This is a genomic window from Aeromonas sanarellii (genome assembly GCF_000820085.1).
GTDB lineage: Bacteria > Pseudomonadota > Gammaproteobacteria > Enterobacterales > Aeromonadaceae > Aeromonas > Aeromonas sanarellii.
The window spans coordinates 243,519-264,155 of the sequence record NZ_CDBN01000021.1; the positions used below are offsets into that span (position 1 = coordinate 243,519).

Annotated in this window: 19 protein-coding genes; 9 read left to right on the forward strand and 10 right to left on the reverse strand. The window is 61.2% G+C overall.

Annotated elements, in window-relative coordinates; genetic code table 11:
- Nucleotides 1-37: 37 nt before the first annotated feature.
- Both focA and ycaO read right to left on the reverse strand, forming a co-directional pair.
- Complete coding sequence (focA, locus tag BN1132_RS04675) at nucleotides 38-886, reverse strand: formate transporter FocA (protein ID WP_042075449.1); 849 nt, start codon at nucleotides 884-886, stop codon at nucleotides 38-40.
- A 382-nt stretch (nucleotides 887-1,268) separates the two neighbouring features.
- Nucleotides 1,269-3,029: a 30S ribosomal protein S12 methylthiotransferase accessory factor YcaO gene (gene ycaO, locus BN1132_RS04680; protein WP_042075451.1), complete on the reverse strand. Its 1,761-nt coding sequence runs from the start codon at nucleotides 3,027-3,029 to the stop codon at nucleotides 1,269-1,271.
- 291 nt (nucleotides 3,030-3,320) lie between these two features.
- Here ycaO and BN1132_RS04685 point away from each other — a divergent pair, with 291 nt between their 5' ends.
- Nucleotides 3,321-4,019, forward strand: a complete 699-nt coding sequence (locus BN1132_RS04685; RefSeq protein ID WP_042075453.1) for a B3/B4 domain-containing protein — start codon at nucleotides 3,321-3,323, stop codon at nucleotides 4,017-4,019.
- 123 nt (nucleotides 4,020-4,142) lie between these two features.
- On the opposite strand, the gene sugE is transcribed toward BN1132_RS04685, so the two are convergent.
- The gene (sugE, locus tag BN1132_RS04690; RefSeq protein WP_042075456.1) at nucleotides 4,143-4,457 is read right to left on the reverse strand and encodes a quaternary ammonium compound efflux SMR transporter SugE; all 315 of its coding nucleotides are present in this window, start codon (nucleotides 4,455-4,457) and stop codon (nucleotides 4,143-4,145) included.
- 337 nt (nucleotides 4,458-4,794) lie between these two features.
- Here sugE and asd point away from each other — a divergent pair, with 337 nt between their 5' ends.
- Nucleotides 4,795-5,907 carry an aspartate-semialdehyde dehydrogenase gene (asd, locus tag BN1132_RS04695; RefSeq protein ID WP_042075458.1) on the forward strand — a complete coding sequence of 371 codons (1,113 nt, stop codon included), beginning with the start codon at nucleotides 4,795-4,797 and terminating at the stop codon, nucleotides 5,905-5,907.
- 131 nt (nucleotides 5,908-6,038) lie between these two features.
- Here asd and cspD read toward each other — a convergent pair whose 3' ends face one another.
- Nucleotides 6,039-6,257, reverse strand: coding sequence for a cold shock-like protein CspD (gene cspD, locus BN1132_RS04700; protein WP_005300025.1), 219 nt, complete (start codon nucleotides 6,255-6,257; stop codon nucleotides 6,039-6,041).
- Between the two features lie 228 nt (nucleotides 6,258-6,485).
- Between cspD and clpS the strand changes: the two genes are divergently transcribed.
- Nucleotides 6,486-6,803, forward strand: coding sequence for an ATP-dependent Clp protease adapter ClpS (gene clpS / locus BN1132_RS04705; RefSeq protein WP_005325410.1), 318 nt, complete (start codon nucleotides 6,486-6,488; stop codon nucleotides 6,801-6,803).
- 60 nt (nucleotides 6,804-6,863) lie between these two features.
- Nucleotides 6,864-9,116, forward strand: a complete 2,253-nt coding sequence (gene clpA, locus BN1132_RS04710) for an ATP-dependent Clp protease ATP-binding subunit ClpA (protein ID WP_042075460.1) — start codon at nucleotides 6,864-6,866, stop codon at nucleotides 9,114-9,116.
- Nucleotides 9,117-9,185: 69 nt separating this feature from the next.
- Here clpA and infA read toward each other — a convergent pair whose 3' ends face one another.
- The 3 genes from infA to aat form a co-directional block, all read right to left on the reverse strand.
- Nucleotides 9,186-9,404 (reverse strand): translation initiation factor IF-1, encoded by a 219-nt coding sequence (infA, locus tag BN1132_RS04715; RefSeq protein WP_005300033.1) that lies wholly within the window; start codon nucleotides 9,402-9,404, stop codon nucleotides 9,186-9,188.
- A gap of 68 nt (nucleotides 9,405-9,472) precedes the next feature.
- A complete protein-coding gene (locus BN1132_RS04720) occupies nucleotides 9,473-10,189 on the reverse strand; it encodes an arginyltransferase (RefSeq protein WP_042075462.1) in 717 nt (238 codons plus the stop codon).
- The gene (aat, locus tag BN1132_RS04725) at nucleotides 10,186-10,893 is read right to left on the reverse strand and encodes a leucyl/phenylalanyl-tRNA--protein transferase (RefSeq protein WP_042075598.1); all 708 of its coding nucleotides are present in this window, start codon (nucleotides 10,891-10,893) and stop codon (nucleotides 10,186-10,188) included. Before aat ends, BN1132_RS04720 begins: the two co-directional genes overlap by 4 nt.
- Before the next feature lie 17 nt (nucleotides 10,894-10,910).
- On the opposite strand from aat, the gene BN1132_RS04730 reads away from it, so the two are divergent.
- Complete coding sequence (locus BN1132_RS04730) at nucleotides 10,911-11,381, forward strand: outer membrane lipoprotein (RefSeq protein WP_042075463.1); 471 nt, start codon at nucleotides 10,911-10,913, stop codon at nucleotides 11,379-11,381.
- Between the two features lie 100 nt (nucleotides 11,382-11,481).
- Here the strand turns inward: BN1132_RS04730 and BN1132_RS04735 are convergent, their stop codons facing one another.
- From BN1132_RS04735 to ald, 3 genes are all read right to left on the reverse strand, one after another.
- The gene (locus BN1132_RS04735; RefSeq protein ID WP_042075465.1) at nucleotides 11,482-12,723 is read right to left on the reverse strand and encodes a diguanylate cyclase; all 1,242 of its coding nucleotides are present in this window, start codon (nucleotides 12,721-12,723) and stop codon (nucleotides 11,482-11,484) included.
- A 57-nt stretch (nucleotides 12,724-12,780) separates the two neighbouring features.
- Nucleotides 12,781-13,731: a thioredoxin-disulfide reductase gene (gene trxB / locus BN1132_RS04740; protein ID WP_042075469.1), complete on the reverse strand. Its 951-nt coding sequence runs from the start codon at nucleotides 13,729-13,731 to the stop codon at nucleotides 12,781-12,783.
- Between the two features lie 181 nt (nucleotides 13,732-13,912).
- Nucleotides 13,913-15,028 carry an alanine dehydrogenase gene (ald, locus tag BN1132_RS04745; RefSeq protein ID WP_042075473.1) on the reverse strand — a complete coding sequence of 372 codons (1,116 nt, stop codon included), beginning with the start codon at nucleotides 15,026-15,028 and terminating at the stop codon, nucleotides 13,913-13,915.
- A gap of 150 nt (nucleotides 15,029-15,178) precedes the next feature.
- Between ald and lrp the strand changes: the two genes are divergently transcribed.
- From lrp to BN1132_RS04765, 4 genes are all read left to right on the forward strand, one after another.
- Nucleotides 15,179-15,670 carry a leucine-responsive transcriptional regulator Lrp gene (lrp, locus tag BN1132_RS04750; protein ID WP_005300047.1) on the forward strand — a complete coding sequence of 164 codons (492 nt, stop codon included), beginning with the start codon at nucleotides 15,179-15,181 and terminating at the stop codon, nucleotides 15,668-15,670.
- A gap of 189 nt (nucleotides 15,671-15,859) precedes the next feature.
- Nucleotides 15,860-18,361 (forward strand): DNA translocase FtsK, encoded by a 2,502-nt coding sequence (locus BN1132_RS04755; protein ID WP_042075475.1) that lies wholly within the window; start codon nucleotides 15,860-15,862, stop codon nucleotides 18,359-18,361.
- Between the two features lie 71 nt (nucleotides 18,362-18,432).
- Complete coding sequence (gene lolA / locus BN1132_RS04760; RefSeq protein ID WP_042075600.1) at nucleotides 18,433-19,041, forward strand: outer membrane lipoprotein periplasmic chaperone LolA; 609 nt, start codon at nucleotides 18,433-18,435, stop codon at nucleotides 19,039-19,041.
- A gap of 31 nt (nucleotides 19,042-19,072) precedes the next feature.
- Nucleotides 19,073-20,410, forward strand: a complete 1,338-nt coding sequence (locus BN1132_RS04765) for a replication-associated recombination protein A (protein WP_042075477.1) — start codon at nucleotides 19,073-19,075, stop codon at nucleotides 20,408-20,410.
- Nucleotides 20,411-20,637 lie beyond the last annotated feature (227 nt).

Consider the following 20,637-nt stretch of genomic DNA (forward strand, 5'->3'; position numbering starts at 1 on the left):
ATTACCTCTCAAGGTATTTATGTGTCTGCCGCCATCCTTAATGATGGCGACGGAAGATAAACCAGTAAGTCAGCCCAACCATGACGCCACCACCAATGATATTACCTATGGTGACAGGGATGAGGTTGTGCAGGACGAAGTTGGACACGGTCAGGTCGGCAAAGGTCGCCGGATCCTGGCCGATGGCCTGCCAGAATTCCGGGCTCGCGACGCTGTGGATGGCGATACCGACCGGGATCATAAACATGTTTGCGATGCTGTGCTCGAAACCGGAGGCCACGAACATGGCGACGGGGAGCAACATCACCATCACCTTGTCGGTTGCGCTGCGGGCGCCGAAGGCCATCCACACGGCGAGACACACCATGAGGTTGCAGAGAATGCCGAGGGCCACGGCCTCGAAGAAGGAGTGATGGATCTTGTGCTGGGCCACTTTCATGGCGTTCAGCCCCCACTGGCCATCCGCCGCCGTGTATTCCGCCGACATGATGATGAGCCCGACGATGATGAGACCGCCGATGAGGTTGCCGAAGTAGACCAGTCCCCAGTTCTTGAGCAGCTGGGCCCAGCTGATTCGATTGGCCGCCTTGGCCACCAGGGTCAGGGTGGTGGAGGTGAACAGCTCGGCACCGAGCAGCACACAGAGGATGAGGCCGAGGGAGAAGCAGAGACCACCGACCAGCTTGGCCATACCCCAGGACATGCCGCTTGAGCCGGTAGTGACGGTGATATAGAAGACGAAGGCGATGGCGATGAAGGCGCCTGCCGTGATGGCCAGAGGAATAGTCTTGTATGCGGGCTTGGTGGCCTTGGCATAGGTAATGTCTTCGGCCAGTGCGGCGATGGCTTCGGGCTTGAGACAATCAAAGGGTGATTCTGCTTTCAATTCTCATGTACCTGCATATTTTGCCTGTGGAAATCATAACAAAGGGGCAGATCCCCAAAATTGACTCCGATCAAGAATTACAGATTGTGAATGTAATTTTACTACAGGATTTTTCGTCGTCCGGAAGCTTCTCTTTACACCAGGTTTCAGGTGAAACAGAAGTGAAGCGTTTATTAATATTATGATTTTTAATAACTTATAAACGGCATCTCTAAAAAAGTACCGGCAAGGCACCTTTGCGGAATCCCTGCCCCATGGGCATCAAATTAACAACCCCCTAAGAGGTATTTTTTGTCTTTTATTTCATCTTTGAATAAAGGCCAGCCAAAGCGTAGACCATAAAACAGAAGGGGCCATAAGGCCCCTTCGTCACACTAGCATATCAGTTCCAGGTATGGATTCGTTTGGCTTTTTGCAATTTCTCGTAAGCGGCCAGCAGTTTCTGGTGCAACGGGAACTGGGAGAGGGACAGATCGGCGGCTTCCAGACCGTGGAAGCGCGCCTCGCCGCGGGCATTGGCCCAGGCCTGTGCCAGGGTCTCTTCCCCGAACATGCGGGCGAATACCGGGCGGTACTGCTCGGGGTCGCGATCCTCGTCCAGGAACAGCTCGACGCAGGCGCGCAGGGCGCGGTAGTAAGCGGCGCGATCGGCCGGGAACACCGACTGGTTGAACTCCATGGTCCAGTCGATGAGATCCAGGGCGCTCTCCAGCTCACCGGCGGCCAGCGCCAGCATGGCTTTCAGCTCACCGACCCGCAGGGTGTGCAGGGCGGTGCCCTTGGCGGCGGCGACGCCGAGCAGCTCGCGCACCCGGGTCCGCTCGTCGTGACCCTCTTCATCCAGCTGGTCGAACAGCGCCATGTACTGCTCCGCGTCCCACTTAAGCGACGGCAGCGCCAGTATGGTTTCCCGCAGGTGGGCGCCCATGGTGTTGTTGGCCAGCAGCAGATCTTCAACCGGATAGATGTCGGACATGCCGGGCACCAGGATGCGGCAGGCATAGACACCGAGGTGCTCGTAGTCGGCGATATAGACCGGCTGCTCCAGCTCGTGGAAGATGCCGATCAGGTGGTCGAACTCCTCCTGGGAGCTGCCGCGGAAGTCCCAGTCGGCGAACTCGAAGTCGGACTCCTGCTTGAACAGATCCCAGCTGATGAGGCCGGAGGAGTCGATGAAGTGGGTCTCCAGGTTGTGATGGTCTGCCACCTGCTCGTTGTCGAATGACGGCGGTACGAAGACGTCCAGATCCTTGAGGCTGCGGCCTTGCAGCAGCTCGGTGACGGTGCGCTCGAAGGCGACTTCGAAGCGCGGGTGGGCGCCGAAGGAGGCGAAGCAGGTGCCGTTGCTCGGGTTGAGCAGCACCACGCAGATGACCGGGTAGCGGCCGCCGAGCGAGGCATCGAAGCTGTAGATGGGGAAGCCTTCGGCCTCCAGCGCATCGATGGAAGCCTTGATGCCGGGGTAGCGGGCGATGACCTCAGCCGGGATCTCCGGCAGGCTGATGGCCTCGGCGATGATCTTGTTCTTCACGTGGCGCTCGAACACCTCGGACAAGCCCTGGGTGCGGGCCTCGGTCTTGGTGTTGCCGGCACTCATGCCGTTGGAGACATAGAGGTTGCCCACTATGTTCATCGGGATGTAGACGGTCTGGTGATCGGACTGGCGCTCGAAGGGGAGGGCGACGATGCCGCGCTCCTCGTTGCCGGATTGCAGATCCACCAGCATGTCGGCGGTCACTTCCCCGTCCGGGTTGTAGAACTTACGGGTGAAGGAGTCGAGCAGGCCGGCCGGCAGTTGAGCCCCCTCGATGGGGAACCACTTCTCGTTCGGGTAGTGGACGAAGTCGCCGTTCGCTACCTGTTCCCCCAGATAGAAGTCGGCGAAGAAGTAGTTGGTGGAGAGACGCTCGAAGTATTCGCCAAGGGCCGAGGCCAACGCGGCCTTCTTGCTGGCGCCCTTGCCGTTGGTGAAGCAGAGGGCGCACTCCTTGTCCCGGATGTGCACGGACCAGACGTTGGGCACGGGGTTGAGCCAGGAAGCCTCCTCGATATCAAACCCCAGGGCTTGCAGCTTGGTCTGGAAGCGTTCGATGGAGTCTTCCAGCGCCGCGTCCTTGCCGGGAATAAAAGTGTGGTCGGTCATCACAATATCCTGATTCTTATGGGCTCATGTTTGGACGCAGATAATAGCATGAGTGACGGGGAAAGCGGCCAGGGCAATGCGGTCGCGTCGCGCGCTTGCACGGCGCCAGGGTGATGAAGGATTCATCGCTAAGGGGGAGGCGCATCAGTTTTTCTGAAGTGCCTTAAGAGAAAGTCGATTTGATTGCGTGAAGGCTTCTTCCATCATGGCGCCTCGTCTGGTGGCGAGGGCTGCCCCTCGCCACCCCGTGTTTTCTCGTTATTGGTCATCGTTTGCTGACCGGGAGTCGCCATGTCCTTCATGATCCCCCGTATTGCCCCTGACGTCGCCCACCTGGTGTCCGGATTCAGAGCCCTCAGTATTCTGGTGGAGACTCCTGGGGTGACGCACCCCGAGATCGGCGCCGCCGCCCTGGCGCGGGCGTGCAAGGCCGTGCAGGCAGGGGAGGCACCCTGGGCTCAGGCGCATCTGTCTGCCTGGGACGAGGTGTTCAAGTCGTTTGGTGCCAAACCCCAGCGTACCCCCTGTTCGGCGCAGGCACTGCGCAAGCGGGTGCTGCGCGATGGCGTCATGCCCAGCATCGATCCCGTGGTCGATCTCTACAACGCGGTGAGCATCGAATATGCAATTCCTGTGGGTGGGGAAAATCTGGCGGCCTATGAAGGGGAGCCCCGCTTGGTGATCGCCGATGGCAGCGAACGCTTTGACACCATAAAGGAAGGGCTGCCAGCCCAGGAGAGGCCTGAGCCCGGGGAAGTGGTGTGGCGGGACGACAGAGGGGTGACCTGTCGCCGCTGGAACTGGCGTCAGGGGGTCCGTACCCGGCTCAGTGTGGAGTGCGGGCAGATGTGGTTCATCCTGGAGAGCCTACCATCCATGCCGCTGGCTGCGTTGCACCAGGCCGGAGATCGGTTGATCGAGGGGTTGCTGCAGATGATGCCGCAGGCCCGGATCGAGAGAACCCTGATAGGTGAGCCTGGCGGGGCATGACCAGCGCTTCTCTTGCCGCCTCACTGGCAAGAAAGATATCTCTCACAAGCCGCGGGGGGCTGCTTTGACCGCCCGCGGCTTGTTGTGGTTTTTCGAGTCTGACTTCGTGGGCAGCGCCGCGGCTCAACCGATCAGCTTCAACCCCAGGATGCCGCCGATGATCAGCAGCAGGCAGAGCACCCGGGCCAGGGTGGCCGGCTCGTTGAACAGCCAAATCCCCATCAGCACGGTGCCGACCGCGCCTATGCCGGTCCAGACCGCGTAGGCGGTGCCGAGCGGCAGTTGCTTGACCGCCATGGCGAGCAGCAGCACGCTCACGGCCATGGCACTCAGGGTCAGCAGGGTGGGGAGAGGGCGGCTGAAGCCGTCGGTGTACTTGAGGCCGATGGCCCAGGCGACCTCGAACAGGCCGGCCAGCAGCAGGAGCAACCAGGACATAAGGAAGGTTCCGCAGGGAGCAGGGTCGTCCCTGCGCATCAGGAGGCCTCGGGGTCGTCCCCGAGGGGCAGCGGGGCTGCCGGTCGGTCTCAATGATGCCCCAAGACGATACCGGATGCCAGCGGGTTGCTCGGCCACACGCCAGGCTGGCGGATATTGCAACGAACGGCACAGAATATTGCGCAATTCGACTTGCGCCCGCCGTCACAATCCGTAATGTGGACAGACACATTCTTCGCAACCCATATTTTGTGAACACCTTGTAAACGGCCTGCGCCGGGCGAGGGGCACGGGTGCAACACACGGTTTCTATAGCAGCTATCCAGGGTAGGACATTATGAAAAAAGTAGGTTTGGTCGGTTGGCGTGGCATGGTGGGTTCGGTCCTGATGAGCCGGATGCAGGAAGAGAAGGATTTTGCCCGCATTCAACCCACCTTCTTCACCACCTCCCAGGCCGGTGAGGCCGCCCCCAACTTCGGCGTCGATGCCGGCATCCTGCAGGATGCCTTCGACATCGAGGCACTGGCCGCACAGGACGTCATCATCACCGCCCAGGGCGGCGACTACACCAAGGATGTCTATCCGCGCCTGAAAGCCGCCGGCTGGCAGGGCTACTGGATCGACGCCGCCTCCTCCCTGCGCATGGAGAAGGACGCGGTCATCATCCTGGATCCGGTCAACGGTGACGTCATCGAGCGGGCGCTGGATGACGGCGTCAAGACCTTCGTCGGCGGCAACTGTACCGTCAGCCTGATGCTGCTGGCCCTGGGCGGTCTGTTCAAGGCCGATCTGGTGGAGTGGGTGAGCGTGGCCACCTATCAGGCGGCTTCCGGCGGGGGCGCGCGCCATATGCGCGAGCTGGTTACCCAGATGGGGCTTCTACGTGATGAAGTGGCGGTGGAGCTGGCGGATCCCGCCTCCGCCATCCTCGACATCGAGCGCAAGATCACCGAGAAGACCCGCTCCGGCACCCTACCGGTGGACAACTTCGGCGTGCCGCTGGCCGGCGGCCTCATCCCCTGGATCGACACCAAGCTCGACAACGGCCAGAGCCGCGAGGAGTGGAAGGGCCAGGCCGAGACCAACAAGATCCTTGGGCTAGAAGACGCCGCCATTCCGGTTGATGGTCTGTGCGTGCGCATCGGCGCCCTGCGCTGCCACAGCCAGGCGTTCACCATCAAGCTGAAGAAGGATGTGCCGCTGGCCGAGATCGAAACCCTGCTGGCTGCCCACAACGACTGGGTCAAGGTGATCCCCAACGATCGCGACATCACTGCCCGCGAGCTGACCCCGGCCGCCGTCACCGGCACCCTCAGCATCCCGGTGGGTCGTCTGCGCAAGCTCAACATGGGGCCGGAATACCTGGCCGCCTTCACCGTGGGCGACCAGCTGCTGTGGGGCGCAGCCGAACCGCTGCGCCGCATGCTCAACATCCTGTTGGCCCGCTGAGCATAGGCCGCGAGCAAGTCCCCGAAGCACAGCAAGGAAGGCCTGGCCTTTCTTGTTGTGTGAGGCGGCAAGGCCAATAAAAAAACGGCATCCCTGCAGGATGCCGTTTTTCAATTTATCCAGTCTGACTCTTACATGTTCTGTGCTTCGTTTGGCACGATGACAGAGGCGTGATTTCCTTTCGGCCCCTGCTGCAGTTCAAAATTGACTGCCTGACCCGCTTTCAGGGTCTTGTAACCTTCCATTTGAATCGTGGAGTAGTGAGCGAAGATATCTTCACCACCGCCTTCCGGACAGATAAACCCAAATCCTTTTGCGTTGTTGAACCACTTGACTGTTCCGGTTGCCATACATCTACATCCTTTTATTGATTACCCTGAAGTCGTTGAGTAACCTGCGCCGGCCTTATATAACTAGGGCATGACCCCATAGCAGACGGGCGCCGATTAGCAAGTAACCAATCTAGTCCAACTTTTAAGCGAGTCAAGAAGTTGTTAACAACCGATGTGATCTGGTTAACAAGTCTATTGACAATCGAGAACGAGACGGTAGTAATCTAGAGGTACCAAAGCACAATTATGAGCAAGCAGAAAGAACTCTTTGCTAATGAAGAGATTGCAGAAGCAGAGAAAACGAAGCTGCAACCGCCACCCATGTACAAGGTTGTCCTGAACAACGATGACTACACACCGATGGAGTTCGTGGTGGAGGTGCTGCAAAGGTTCTTTGGTATGGATCTGGAGAAGGCCACTCAGGTGATGCTGAGCGTGCATTATAGTGGTAAGGGAGTCTGCGGCACCTTTACCGCCGAAATTGCCGAAACCAAGGTGGTCCAGGTCAACACCTATTCACGTAACAACGAACATCCACTGCTATGTACCATGGAAAAGGCTTGAAGCTGATGACTTGATGGCGATAACGACACCGCATTGTTGCTGTACTGAGGGGAGGTGCCTATGTTGAACAAAGATCTAGAAAAGACGCTGAACGAGGCTTTCAAGCTGGCCCGTGACGAGCGCCACGAATTCATGACCGTCGAGCACCTGTTGTTAGCCCTGCTGGATAACAGCTCAGCCCATGAGGCGCTGAGTTCATGTGGTGCGGACGTGGAGCAGATGCGCAAGGAGATCCGCGCATTCATCAATCAAACGACCCCGCTCATTCCCCGTGATGATGAAGACAGGGAAACCCAGCCGACCCTGGGCTTCCAGCGCGTGCTGCAACGGGCCGTGTTCCATGTCCAGTCCTCCGGCAACACCGAGGTGAGCGGTGCGAATGTGCTGGTCGCCATCTTCAGCGAGCAGGAGTCCCAGGCGGCCTATTTCCTGAAAAAGGCCGAAGTCAGCCGACTCGATGTGGTGAACTTCCTCTCCCACGGGGTGCGCAAAGACAGCAAGCCCGAGAGTGGTGGCGGCAATGCCGAGTCCGACGATGAGGTCTCTTCCGCCCAGATCGAGAGTTTTGCCACCAACCTCAACCAGCTGGTACTGGAGGGGCGTATCGATCCGCTCATCGGCCGCGATCAGGAGCTCAACCGCACCATTCAGGTGCTGTGCCGCCGTCGCAAGAACAACCCGCTGCTGGTGGGGGAGGCCGGGGTGGGCAAGACAGCCATCGCCGAGGGGCTGGCCTATCGCATCGTCAAGGGCGATGTGCCCGAGGTGATCGCGGGCAGCACCATCTATTCCCTGGACATGGGCTCCCTGCTGGCGGGGACCAAATACCGCGGTGACTTCGAGAAGCGCCTCAAGGTGCTGCTCAAGCAGATTGAGCGCCAGGAAGGGGCCATCCTCTTCATCGACGAGATCCACACCATCATAGGGGCAGGGGCAGCCTCCGGCGGCCAGCTGGATGCGGCCAACCTCATCAAGCCGCTGCTCTCCAATGGCTTGCTGCGCTGTGTAGGCTCGACCACCTACCAGGAATATTCCCAGATCTTCGAGAAAGACCGTGCCCTGGCCCGTCGATTCCAGAAGATCGACATCGTCGAGCCGAGCCTGGATGACACGACCCGCATCCTGATGGGGCTCAAGAGCCGTTATGAGTCTCACCATGGCGTGCGCTATACCGTCAAGGCGATCCGTGCCGCCGTGGAGCTCTCCGCCAAGTACATCAATGATCGCCACCTGCCGGACAAGGCCATCGACGTGATCGACGAGGCGGGGGCTGGGCAACGCCTGCTGCCGGTCAGCAAGCGCAAGAAGGTGATCAATGTGCCGGAAATCGAGGCCATCGTTGCCAAGATTGCCCGCATTCCCGAAAAGTCCGTCTCCTCTTCCGACAAGGAAGTGCTGAAGAACCTGGAGCGCAACCTCAAGATGGTGGTGTTCGGCCAGGACAAGGCCATCATGGTATTGACCGATGCCATCCGTCTGTCCCGCTCCGGCCTTGGCAACGAGCGCCGTCCTGTCGGCTGCTTCCTGTTTGCCGGCCCGACCGGGGTGGGCAAGACCGAGGTCACCCAGCAACTGGGCAAGGCGCTCGGGGTCGAGGTGCTGCGTTTCGACATGTCGGAGTACATGGAGCGTCACACCGTCTCCCGCCTGATCGGGGCGCCTCCCGGCTACGTGGGGTTCGAGCAGGGCGGCCTGCTGACCGACTCCGTGCTCAAGCACCCGCACTCGGTCGTGCTGCTTGACGAGATCGAGAAGGCGCACCCGGACGTGTTCAACCTGCTGCTGCAGGTGATGGACAACGGCACCCTGACGGACAACAACGGGCGCAAGGCCGATTTTCGCAACGTGATCCTGGTGATGACCACCAACGCAGGGGTGCAGGAGACCCAGCGCAAGTCCATCGGCTTCCAGCAGCAGGACATGAGCCACGATGCCATGGCGGTGATCAACAAGACCTTCAGCCCGGAGTTTCGCAACCGGCTGGATCACATCATCTGGTTCAACCATCTGGACATGGCGGTGATCCATCAGGTCGTCGACAAGTTCATCGTCGAGCTGCAGGTTCAGCTGGACGCCAAGGGAGTCTCGCTCGAGGTATCGGAAGAGGCGCGACACTGGCTGGCCGAGAAGGGCTATGATCGGGCAATGGGAGCCAGACCCATGGGACGGGTCATTCAGGAACACCTCAAGAAGCCTCTGGCCAACGAGATCCTGTTCGGTTCACTGGTCGATGGCGGTGTGGTGAGGGTCGAACTGGTGAACAACAGCCTCAGCTTTGATTTTCAGGTCAACGTTGAAGCTGTATCCCACTAACCTGTGCGAGTGCCAGCAATAGCAAAAAACCCCAACCGAAAGGCTGGGGTTTTTTGCTGAATTCCTGGCTTAGCGAGAGCGGAAAACAATACGTCCCTTGGAGAGATCGTACGGAGTCAGAGCCACCGTTACTTTGTCTCCAGTCAGGATACGGATGTAGTTTTTGCGCATCTTGCCGGAAATATGAGCGATAACCACGTGACCATTTTCCAGTTCCACACGGAACATGGTATTGGGCAAGGTTTCGAGAATGGTACCCTGCATCTCAATACTGTCTTCTTTAGCCATTGAATCCTCTTGATAAGCCACAACAAAAAACCGCTGGATCATGCCGGATTTAAGGCTATGTGTAAAGTTTACTCGGGCTTGGCGTCGAATTTTTTCCATTCCCCCTGCACCAGCAACTCGTGGGGCAGGTACTGGCGTTTGTAATTCATCTTGCGGCACGCCTCCACCAGATAGCCCAAGTACAGCCACTGGCGACCGGTGCGCCTGGCAAGTTCCAGCTGGCTCAGGATGGCGAAGGTGCCGAGCGACCGGTCGGCATAATCGGGATCGAAGAAGGTATACATGGCGCTCAGGGAATGGGGGAGCAGATCCGTGGTCGCCACCCCGATGAGGCGTCCCTCCTTGCGTATCTCCATGTAGAGAGGCGGCATCCAGTCGCAGTGCAAAAAGCCTTTATATTGGGTACGGCTCGGCGGATACATGCTGCCATCCCGGTGGCGCTCGCGGATGTAGCGTTCATAGAGCTGGTAATACTCGGGCTTGTCGTCGTAGCTCAGCACCAGCTCGAGGTCACGGTTCAGCTGGCGGATGCGTTTCTGGCTCCGGCTGGGTACGAAGCGTTCGCTGTGGATGCGCAGGGACTGGCAGGCGCTGCAGGCCGGGCAGTGAGGGCGGTAGATGTCGTTGCCGCTGCGCCGGAATCCGGCTGTCAGCAGCCGCTCATAGCCTGCGGCATTGAGCAGCTCATGGTCCATCAGCACCAGCAGTTGCTCCTGCTCGTGGCCCAGGTAGCTGCAAGGATGCCGGGGGGTCAGGCCTACCTTGAGGATCACTTCTTCACTCACAGGCTGATTCTCCTCGGTTGCCAGCAACCGTCCCGCAGTGGTTGCCGGGTCAGGTTTGCCAATGTGGCCAGAAAGCGGTGTCTGGGCCATTCCTGGACCCCCAGGGTGGCCAGAAAAGGGTTCTGCATCTGGCAGTCGATGAGGGCGCCGCCATGGTGGGCGAAATGACGGCAGAGTGCCACCATGGCCAGTTTGGCGCCGTTGTCGATGCGGCTGAACATGGATTCACCGCAGAAGAGGCGGCCAAGGGAGAGACCATAGAGCCCAGCCTGCAGCCGATCATCCTGCCAGATCTCGACGGAGTGAGCATGGCCGAGCCGATGCAGTTGCCGATAGGCGTCGATCATGGGGGCACTGATCCAGGTGCCGCTGGCACCGCGACGAGGGGCGGCGCAGGCCGCGATCACCTCGTCGAAGGCACGATCGATGAACACCTCGAAGGACGTGCGGCGAATGCACTTCTGCAGGCTGCGGCCTATGTGGAGTTCGTCGGGCACGATGACTCCCCTGGGGTCCGGTGACCACCACAACAATGGCTGATGGGGTTCATTCCATGGAAAGATCCCGCTGTGGTAAGCTGCCAGCAATCGAGCAGGGGAGAGATCCCCCCCTATCGCCAGCAGCCCGTTGGGCTCTTCCAGCGCATGGCTGGGGGAGGGAAACCAGCACAGCTCATCATCCAGTTCGGTAAGATAGCGAGACATAAGGCAGAGGTTCATAGATGAAGGCCATTATCCTGATAGTATCCAGCTTGCTTGGCTTTGTCACGGCACCCGCCTGGGGCGCCGTGTATGAGCGCAACACGGCGCGTCCGGTGGAGCAGGTGGTCTTTGGCCAGGTCGATACGGTGCGCAACATCACCCAGCGCCAGGTGGTGGAGTCCGAGCATACCGGCTGGAAGACCCTGGGAGGTGCCGTGCTCGGCGGCCTGCTCGGCAATCAGTTTGGCGGCGGCCACGGGCGTGAGATTGCCACTGCCGTCGGGGCGCTGGCGGGGGCGGCCGCGGTGCAACATTACCAGTCCGGGGGCAGCGTGGTGGAGAACAAGCTGGTGGAACTCCTGATCAGGAGCGATCAGGACAGGCTCATCAACGTGATCCAGGATTACGATCCGGCCATGGTGTTTGCACAGGGAGACAAGGTGCGCATCCTCTATTTCAACGATGGGGTGCGGGTCGACAAGACTTACTGACGACTCGGTGGGCAGGGAGCCCTGGGGAAGGAAAATGACCCGGCGGCCACCGCAAGGGGCGCCGGGCGGAACTACACGGAGTGTCTTTCGTGAGGCATTGTCAGGCGTTCTGGGCGACTATCTTGTCGCGCCCGGTGTTCTTGGCCTGATACAGCTGGCGATCGGCCTCGCAGAGCGCCTCGTCCATGGAGAGCCGCCCGACATTGATGACGCCAAAACTGGCGCGCACAAACAGCGGTGTCTCCCGTGACAACGGTTGCTGGCGCATCTGTTGCCGCAATCCCTCCAGCCGCTTGAGCAGCACGGGGACGGAGCAGTGGGGCACCATCAGGGCGAACTCCTCGCCTCCGAAGCGGGCTATCATGGCATCCGGGAAGAACTGGGTGAGCAGCCGGGTCAGGTGGCAGAGCAACTGATCGCCGATGGCGTGGCCCCAGTGATCGTTAACCTGCTTGAAATGATCCACGTCCAGCACGCACAGGGCGAGCGGTGCCTGTTGACGCTGATGCTCCTCGAACCACTTCTGTCCCTCGTTGAACCAGTAGCGCCGGTTGTAGAGCCCGGTCAGGTAGTCGCGATTGGCCGACTCCTGAATGCTGGTGAACTGTTCCAGTGCCTCCAGATTGTGGCTGACCCGGCACTGCAGTTCCTCGGGCTCGAACGGCTGGTTGAGAAAGTCGTTCGCCCCCTGCTTGAGGTAACGGGCCGAGAGGCCGTGCTTGTCCGACACCGAGATGCCGATGATGGCGAGCTGCTGCTTGCTGTAGCGTTCGCGCAGCATCCGCACCAGGCTGATGCCGTCGATCTCCGGCATGTAGTAGTCCACCAGCATGAGCCGGATGGCGGGATGCTGCTCGAGCAGGGCCAGGGCATCCCGGGCACAGTTGGCCTCGTGAACCTGCAGCAGTTGCTTGCGCAGCTGGGCCGCGGTGCGATGGCGGGAGGTGAGCGAGTCATCGACCACTAGCACTTCGATGGCCTGGTTGAGGTAGAGGCGGTGCACCAGGCTGACGGCGTATTGCAGGGAGTGGCGTGAATCCTTCATCACGTAGTCCAGCACCCCGGCCTCCAGCCAGGCCTCCCGCTTCTCCTCGCTGATGTCGGCGGTGAGGATAACCACCGGCAACCCGCGAGCCAGCAGTACGTTGACGGCTTCCCCGCCGGGGGCGTCAGGCAGGGTGAGATCTACCAGGGCGACCACGTACTCTTCGCCATGACAGTCGCGTGCCCCTTCCAGGGTGTCGAACGCATCGATTTCCAGCCCGGTCTGCTGCGCAATGGCCTGGGTCAGCATGCGGCGAACCGTCAGGCTGTCTTCCACAATCATGATTTTCCGTTTCATTCTGCTCCTTAAAAAGAAAAGGGCATGCCGGTTGGCATGCCCTTTATATCTTTATGGTTACTGGGCGTCCAGATATCGCTCGGCATCGAGGGCGGCCATGCAGCCGGTCCCGGCCGAGGTGATCGCCTGACGATAGACGTGGTCGGCCACGTCGCCGGCGGCGAACACCCCGGGGATGCTGGTCTGGGTCGCAAACCCTTCCAGGCCGCCACGCACCTTCAGGTAGCCGTTCTCCATGGCCAACTGGCCCTCGAAGATCTGGGTGTTGGGCTGGTGGCCGATGGCGATGAAGACCCCCATCAGCGGCAGCTCGGAGGTGGAGTGATCCCGGGTGCTGCGCAGACGCACCCCAGTCACGCCCATGTCGTCCCCCAGCACTTCGTCCAGAGTCTGGTGGGTGTGCAGCACTATGTTGCCGCTCTCGACCTTGTCATGCAGGCGCTTGATCAGGATCTTCTCGGCGCGGAATTCGTCGCGGCGATGGATGAGGTGCACCTTCTTGGCGATGTTGGCCAGATAGAGCGCCTCTTCCACGGCGGTGTTGCCGCCGCCGACCACGGCCACTTCCTGGTTGCGGTAGAAGAAGCCGTCACAGGTGGCGCAGGCGGAGACGCCGCGGCCCTTGAACGCCTCCTCGGAGGGCAGCCCCAGGTACTTGGCGGAGGCGCCGGTGGCGAGGATCAGCGCATCGCAGGTGTATTCCCCGTTGTCGCCCTTGAGGCGGAAGGGGCGTTCGGTCAGCGTCACTTCATTGATGTGATCGAAGAGGATGCGGGTATCGAACTTCTCCGCATGCTCTTTCATGCGCTCCATCAGGGCCGGGCCGGTCAGCCCTTCCGCATCCCCCGGCCAGTTTTCCACTTCGGTGGTGGTGGTCAGCTGGCCACCTTGCTGCATGCCGGTGATGAGCAGGGGATTGAGGTTGGCGCGGGCGGCATAGACGGCCGCGGTGTAACCTGCCGGGCCGGATCCCAGGATCAGCAGTTTGCTGTGAGTGACTTGGCTCATGATGTGATTTCCGAGACGTGATGAGTTTGCGCGATTGTAGGTAATTCGTGATCCGCGGTCAAAGGCCGGCGCATCGATTGGGGCAATCGCCAAAGAGAGGGGCAGGGGGGATGGCAGGCATAAAAAAACCGCCCATCGCGGGCGGATTTTCACTCATCTACCTCCCCTCGCGGGGACGCGATCAGTTCAACAGGGTCAGGGGATCCGTGTAGGCCAGGTTGTGGGCCACGGCGACCTCCTTGCAGGTGATCTTGCCCGCCATCACGTTCAGGCCGTGCCGCAGGTGGGGATCGCTGAGCAGTGCGTTGCGATAGCCCTGTTCGGCCAGCTTGATGATGAAGGGCAGGGTGGCGTTGTTCAGGGCCACGGTGGAGGTGCGTGCCACGGCGCCCGGCATGTTGGCCACGCAGTAGTGCACCACGTCGTCGACGATGAAGGTGGGATCCTCATGGGTGGTGGCATGGGAGGTCTCGACGCAGCCGCCTTGATCGATGGCCACGTCCACGATGGCCGACCCCGGCTTCATGCGGGCAATGTGGTCACGGCTGACAAGTTTTGGCGCAGTGGCGCCCGGTACCAGCACGCCACCGATGACCAGGTCTGCCGCCAGCAGATGGCGCTCCAGGGTCTCGCGGTTGGAGTAGACCACCTTGGCGGCGCCCTGGAACTCGCTGTCGAGACGGCGCAGGGTATCGATGTTGTTGTCGAGTATGGTGACGTCGGCACGCAGGCCGATGGCCATGCGGGCTGCGTTGGAGCCCACCACGCCGCCGCCGATGATCACCACCTTGGCCGGTTCCACGCCGGGCACGCCGCCGAGCAGCACGCCGCTACCGCCGCGGGATTTCTCCAGCGCCTGGGCACCGGCCTGAATAGACATGCGTCCGGCCACCTCCGACATGGGGGCCAGCAGGGGCAGGCCGCCACGGCCGTCGGTGACGGTTTCGTAGGCGATGCAGATAGCGCCGCTGTCCACCAGCTCCCGGGTCTGGGCCAGGTCTGGCGCCAGGTGCAGGTAGGTAAAGAGGGTCTGGCCCGGACGCAGCATGGCGCGCTCGACCGCCTGGGGTTCCTTGACCTTGACGATCATCTCCGCCTTGGCGAAAACGTCTGCCGCAGAGGCCAGGATCTCGGCTCCGGCAGCCAGATAATCTGCGTCACTGAACCCAATGCCATTTCCTGCGCCGCTTTGGACGAAAACGGTATGGTTTCGTGCTGTCAGTTCACGTACACTGGCCGGAACCATGCCTACGCGATATTCATGGTTTTTTATTTCCTTAGGTACACCGATAATCATGCTATCCCTCGTCTATCGATTGGTGGTTTATGTTGCCTAGATGTTAAGCGACATTTGCGCCTAGTATATTCAGGTATTGACAGGATTTGTGACCATTATTATAAAATGACTGGTGATTCTTACCAAAAAATAGCCAAAGGATGGAATTAAATGATGGAAGCTAAGAGTCGGCTAAAGGATTTGGACAGGATTGACCGCAACATTCTGAATGAACTGCAAAAGGATGGCAGGATTTCGAACGTTGAGTTGTCCAAACGAGTTGGCCTGAGTCCCACACCGTGTCTGGAACGGGTTCGTCGCCTGGAGCGACAAGGCTATATCGAAGGATATGCCGCCATTCTGAACCCTCATTATCTGGACGCGTCTCTGCTGGTATTCGTGGAAATTACCCTCAATCGCGGCGCCCCCGACGTGTTCGAACAGTTCAACAAGGCTGTGCAGGTGCTCGAGGAGATCCAGGAGTGCCATCTGGTGTCCGGTGATTTCGATTATCTGCTCAAGACCCGCGTCAGCGACATGTCCGCCTATCGCCGCCTGCTGGGGGAAACCCTGCTGCGTCTGCCCGGCGTCAACGACACCCGCACCTATGTGGTGATGGAAGAGGTCAAACAGAGCAGTCGTCTGGTGATCAGCACCCGATAAGCGGGGTTGTGCTGTGACTTGCTCGTTCCATGACGAGTCACGATAGTCAGAAACGAGCGGCCGGTCCGCTCGTTTCTTCATTATTGCTGTTTCACGGCCCGCCTTCAGGCACTGGCTGACAACCGGTGGGCTTTTCAGGGATACTAGGCCCCCTATCCCGCATTCATGTTTTCACAAAGGAGCCGGAGTTTGGCCGATAAAAAGCTGTTTACTCCTTTATCAGGTACACAACGGATCTTCGAGGCCGTATTGATCGCCATCACCCTGATGGCTGCCTATCTCTTGCTTGCCCTGTTGACCTATCACCCCGCCGATCCCGGTTGGTCCCAGACCTCCTGGCAGGGGGAGGTGAAGAACCTGGCAGGCAGCGCCGGGGCCTGGCTCGCCGACATCACCATGTTTACCTTCGGGGCGTTCTCCTACCTGGTGCCGCCGCTGACGGTGCTGCTTGGCTGGAGCCTGTTCTGGCGGCCGAGCAAGCTGCTGGAGGTGGACTATCTCACTCTGTCGGTGCGGATCATCGGCTTCATCCTCACCGTGCTCGGCATGTCCGCCATCGCCAGCATGAACTTCAACGACCTGCAGAATTTCTCCGCCGGCGGCCTGGTGGGCGACGTGATCGCCTCCGCCGTGGTGCCGCTGTTCGGCGGGGTGGGAGCCAACCTGATGCTGCTCTGCTTCGTGGCGACCGGCATCACCCTGTTCACCGGCTGGTCCTGGCTCACCATAGTCGAGCGGATCGGTGCCGCCTGCACCGGCAGCGTCAGCGCCATCTACCATTTCCCCACCACCCTGGGGCGCTGGCTGACCGGGGGCTGGCGTCAGCCCCGTTATGAGGGGCCGGATCCCCTGCTGGAAGGGGGCGTGGGCGCCTTCGACCAGGACGACGAAGACGAGCCCCACGGTAGCTGGACGCGCAATCCCAAGGCTAAAAATCGGGCTCAAAAGACAAAATCTGACGAGTGGCTGCCGGAGCTGGATGAGGACACCTTCCAGTTCGAGCCACAGTTTGACGACGAAGATGAGGACGAGACCCCGGCCCCCAAGGGCAAACGCGTGGCCAGCGGCCGTCAGCGCCCCGTGGTGAGCCAGGAGGATGAGGACGACCTCGATCTGCCCTGGGCCGAGGGGGACGATGAACCCGAGGCACCGGTCGCCCCGGCGCCGGTCAAGGCCAAGCGCCGTCCCCAGCCCGGTCTGGCTCCCTTGCCGAGCATCGAGCTGCTGGACAGGCCGCCTGCCAAGACCCAGATGATGAGCAAGGACGAGCTGGAGCGCATGGGCCGGCTGGTGGAGGCGAAACTCGCCGACTACAACGTGCAGGCCAAGGTGGTCGGTGTCTATCCGGGCCCCGTCATCACCCGTTTCGAACTGGATCTGGCGCCGGGCATGAAGGCGAGCAAGATCACCAACCTGTCGCGGGATCTCGCCCGTTCCCTCTCCGCCAGCAGCGTGCGGGTGGTGGAGGTGATCCCCGGCAAGACCTATGTCGGCATCGAACTGCCCAACCGGGTGCGCCAGACCGTCTACCTGCGTGAGACCCTCGACTGCGAGGCGTTTCGGGACAGCCGCAATCCGCTGACCATGGGGCTGGGCCAGGACATCGCGGGGGAGCCCGTGGTGGTGAACCTCGCCAAGATGCCGCACCTGCTGGTGGCCGGTACCACGGGCTCGGGCAAGTCGGTGGGGGTGAACACCATGATCATCTCCATGCTCTACAAGTCCTCCCCCGAGGATCTGCGCTTCATCATGATCGACCCCAAGATGCTGGAGCTCTCGGTCTACGAGGGGATCCCGCACCTCCTGACCGAGGTGGTGACCGACATGAAGGATGCCGCCAATGCCCTGCGCTGGTGCGTGGGCGAGATGGAGCGCCGCTACAAGCTGATGTCCGCGGTCGGGGTGCGCAACCTCAAGGGCTACAACGACAAGGTGCTGGCCGCCATCGAGGCGGGCGATCCCCTGCTCGATCCCCTGTGGCGTCCGGGCGACTCCATGGATCAGATGCCGCCGGAGCTCGAGAAGCTGCCCCACATCGTGGTGGTGGTGGACGAGTTCGCCGACATGATGATGATCGTCGGCAAGAAGGTGGAAGAGCTCATCGCCCGCATCGCCCAGAAGGCGCGGGCGGCTGGCATCCATCTCATCCTCGCGACCCAGCGCCCGTCTGTGGATGTGATCACCGGCCTCATCAAGGCCAACATCCCGACCCGGATCTCCTTCCAGGTGTCGAGCAAGATAGATTCTCGCACCATCCTGGATCAGGGGGGGGCCGAATCCCTGCTCGGCATGGGGGACATGCTCTACATGCCGGCCGGTACTTCCAACCCGACCCGGGTCCACGGCGCCTTCGTCGATGACCACGAGGTGCACAAGGTGGTGGCGGACTGGAAACTGCGCGGCGAGCCGGACTACATCGACGAGATCCTCTCCGGCGAGTCGGACGGCGAGGGCGGTGGCGGCGACTACGGCGGCGGTGGCGACGAGGAGCTCGATCCCCTGTTCGACGAGGCGGTGGCCTTCGTGGTGGAATCCCGCCGCGGCTCCACCTCCAGCGTGCAGCGCAAGTTCAAGATCGGCTACAACCGGGCGGCTCGTCTCATCGAGCAGATGGAGAACCAGGGCATTGTCAGCGCCCCGGGTGGCAACGGCCAGCGCGACGTGCTGGCACCGCCGCCGGTGCGGGATTAAGCCTCACATCATCCTGGCCATGCCCTCTGCGGGCGTGGCCTTTTATCGAGAACGTCTTTATGAAGAGCCTGATGAAAAAACAACTGTTGATGGGTTCCGTGCTGCTGGTCGCCAGCAGCCAGGTGTGGGCCGATACGGCCAGCGATCTCAAGCAGAAGCTGGCAGGGGTGAGCCTCTTCTCCGCCAAGTTTGCCCAGACCGTCTATGACAGCAAGGGCAAGGAGCTGCAAAAGGCGAGCGGCTCCCTGCTGGTGCAGCGACCCAACCGTTTCAACTGGCACACCACCTCCCCGGACGAGAGCCTGATCGTGGCCGACGGCAAGGACGTCTGGGTCTATGATCCCTTCGTCGAGCAGGTGACCGCTCTCAAGATGAAGGACGCCGTGCTCAACACCCCCTTCGTGCTCATCGCCGGCAACGACAACAGCCTCTGGAAGAACTACGACGTGACCCAGGAAGGGGATGTCTACACCGTCACCAGCCGCAGCCAGGACGAGCTGATCGCCTCCTTCCGCATCACGTTTGATCGCCAGAACAACATCAGCCGCTTCGACGTGAAGGAGGCCCAGGGGCAGTGGAGCGAATTCACCCTGAGCAACTTCAACCGCAAGCCGGTGCTCAAGGGCAACGAGTTCGTGTTCAAGATCCCCAAGGGGGTCGCGCTGGACGACCAGCGCTGATGACCCGCATCACCCCAAGCGAGCCACGCCGATGAGCAACCTGTCGCTGGACTTTTCCGCTGACTTTCGACCGCTGGCGGCTCGCATGCGGCCGCAGACCCTGGATCAGTACATCGGCCAGCAGCATATCCTGGGGGCCGACAAGCCCCTGCGAAAGGCGATCCTGGCCGGCCACTGCCACTCCATGATCCTCTGGGGCCCGCCCGGCACCGGCAAGACCACGCTGGCGGAGCTGATGGCCCACTACTGCCAGGCGGAGGTGGAGCGCCTCTCCGCCGTCACCTCCGGCATCAAGGAGATCCGCGCCGCCATCGACAAGGCGAAGGAGAACGGCTGGCGCGGGGTGCGCACCATCCTGTTCGTGGACGAGGTGCACCGCTTCAACAAGAGCCAGCAGGATGTCTTCCTGCCCCACATCGAAGACGGCACCATCACCTTCATCGGCGCCACCACCGAAAACCCCTCGTTCGAACTCAACAACGCGCTGCTCTCCCGGGCCCGGGTCTATCTGCTCAAACGGCTGGAGGAGGAGGACATCCTCGCCATGATCGATCAGGCGCTGACCGATCCCCGCGGCCTCAATGACCCCAGCCTCACCTTCGCCACCGGGGTGAAGGAGGCGCTGGCAAAAGCCGTGGACGGGGACGGGCGCAAGTCCCTCAACTACCTGGAGCTCCTGGCAGACATGGCGGAGCTCGACGGCAGCGGCCACAAGCAGATCGACAGCGCCCTGCTCGCCGCCGTGGTGGGGGATCACGTGGCACGCTTCGACAAGGGCGGCGATCACTTCTACGACCTCATCTCGGCGGTGCACAAGTCCATCCGTGGTTCGGCGCCGGATGCGGCCCTCTACTGGTATGCCCGCATGGTGAGCGCCGGCTGCGATCCCCTCTACATCGCGCGCCGGCTGCTGGCCATAGCCTCGGAAGACGTGGGCAACGCCGACCCCCGCGCCATGCAGGTGGCGCTCTCGGCCTGGGACTGCTTCCACCGTATCGGGCCGGCTGAAGGGGAGCGGGCCATCGCCCAGGCCATCGTCTACCTCGCCTGCGCGCCCAAGAGCAATGCGGTCTACACCGCCTGGAAGGCGGCGCTGGCGGACGCCAAAAACCTGCCGGACTTCGAGGTGCCGCCGCACCTGCGCAACGCACCCACCAGGCTGATGAGCGAGCTCGGCTACGGCGCCGAGTACCGCTACGCCCACGACGAGCCGGGGGCCTATGCGGCGGGGGAGGAGTACTTCCCCCCCGAGCTCGCCGGCAAGCACTACTACCAGCCCACCGAACGGGGCCTGGAGAAGCAGATCGGCCAGAAGCTCGACTACCTGCGCGAGCTGGACAGGCAGAGCCCGAAGCGGCGGGAAAAATAGCGGCAAGGCCGGGGTCGGCCCGCTACGAGCGGTCTGCGCCTGGCCGGCCGGACCGATTGTGCGTTAATTGGCCAACCGATTCCATCGGGGTCGCCATCCCCCGGAAAACAGGGCAAAACGACCGCAATAGTCCCTGTTCGGGCGGGGGGGCGGTCTGCTACACTGCCCGTCTGACCCCGCTTGTCTTGGCCTGGTGCCATCTTCTTGATTTCGAAGGCCCCATCTTG

What these genes read in the sequence shown, in the direction of transcription:
- ald (WP_042075473.1), bottom strand. Translation starts at nt 15,028, where the DNA reads ATGATTATCGGTGTACCTAAGGAAATAAAAAACCATGAATATCGCGTA.
- trxB (WP_042075469.1), bottom strand. Translation starts at nt 13,731, where the DNA reads ATGAGCCAAGTCACTCACAGCAAACTGCTGATCCTGGGATCCGGCCCG.
- clpS (WP_005325410.1), top strand. Translation starts at nt 6,486, where the DNA reads ATGAGCAAGCAGAAAGAACTCTTTGCTAATGAAGAGATTGCAGAAGCA.
- aat (WP_042075598.1), bottom strand. Translation starts at nt 10,893, where the DNA reads ATGTCTCGCTATCTTACCGAACTGGATGATGAGCTGTGCTGGTTTCCC.
- ycaO (WP_042075451.1), bottom strand. Translation starts at nt 3,029, where the DNA reads ATGACCGACCACACTTTTATTCCCGGCAAGGACGCGGCGCTGGAAGAC.
- infA (WP_005300033.1), bottom strand. Translation starts at nt 9,404, where the DNA reads ATGGCTAAAGAAGACAGTATTGAGATGCAGGGTACCATTCTCGAAACC.
- BN1132_RS04685 (WP_042075453.1), top strand. Translation starts at nt 3,321, where the DNA reads ATGTCCTTCATGATCCCCCGTATTGCCCCTGACGTCGCCCACCTGGTG.
- BN1132_RS04730 (WP_042075463.1), top strand. Translation starts at nt 10,911, where the DNA reads ATGAAGGCCATTATCCTGATAGTATCCAGCTTGCTTGGCTTTGTCACG.
- BN1132_RS04765 (WP_042075477.1), top strand. Translation starts at nt 19,073, where the DNA reads ATGAGCAACCTGTCGCTGGACTTTTCCGCTGACTTTCGACCGCTGGCG.
- cspD (WP_005300025.1), bottom strand. Translation starts at nt 6,257, where the DNA reads ATGGCAACCGGAACAGTCAAGTGGTTCAACAACGCAAAAGGATTTGGG.
- clpA (WP_042075460.1), top strand. Translation starts at nt 6,864, where the DNA reads ATGTTGAACAAAGATCTAGAAAAGACGCTGAACGAGGCTTTCAAGCTG.
- asd (WP_042075458.1), top strand. Translation starts at nt 4,795, where the DNA reads ATGAAAAAAGTAGGTTTGGTCGGTTGGCGTGGCATGGTGGGTTCGGTC.
- lrp (WP_005300047.1), top strand. Translation starts at nt 15,179, where the DNA reads ATGATGGAAGCTAAGAGTCGGCTAAAGGATTTGGACAGGATTGACCGC.
- BN1132_RS04735 (WP_042075465.1), bottom strand. Translation starts at nt 12,723, where the DNA reads ATGAAACGGAAAATCATGATTGTGGAAGACAGCCTGACGGTTCGCCGC.
- lolA (WP_042075600.1), top strand. Translation starts at nt 18,433, where the DNA reads ATGAAAAAACAACTGTTGATGGGTTCCGTGCTGCTGGTCGCCAGCAGC.
- sugE (WP_042075456.1), bottom strand. Translation starts at nt 4,457, where the DNA reads ATGTCCTGGTTGCTCCTGCTGCTGGCCGGCCTGTTCGAGGTCGCCTGG.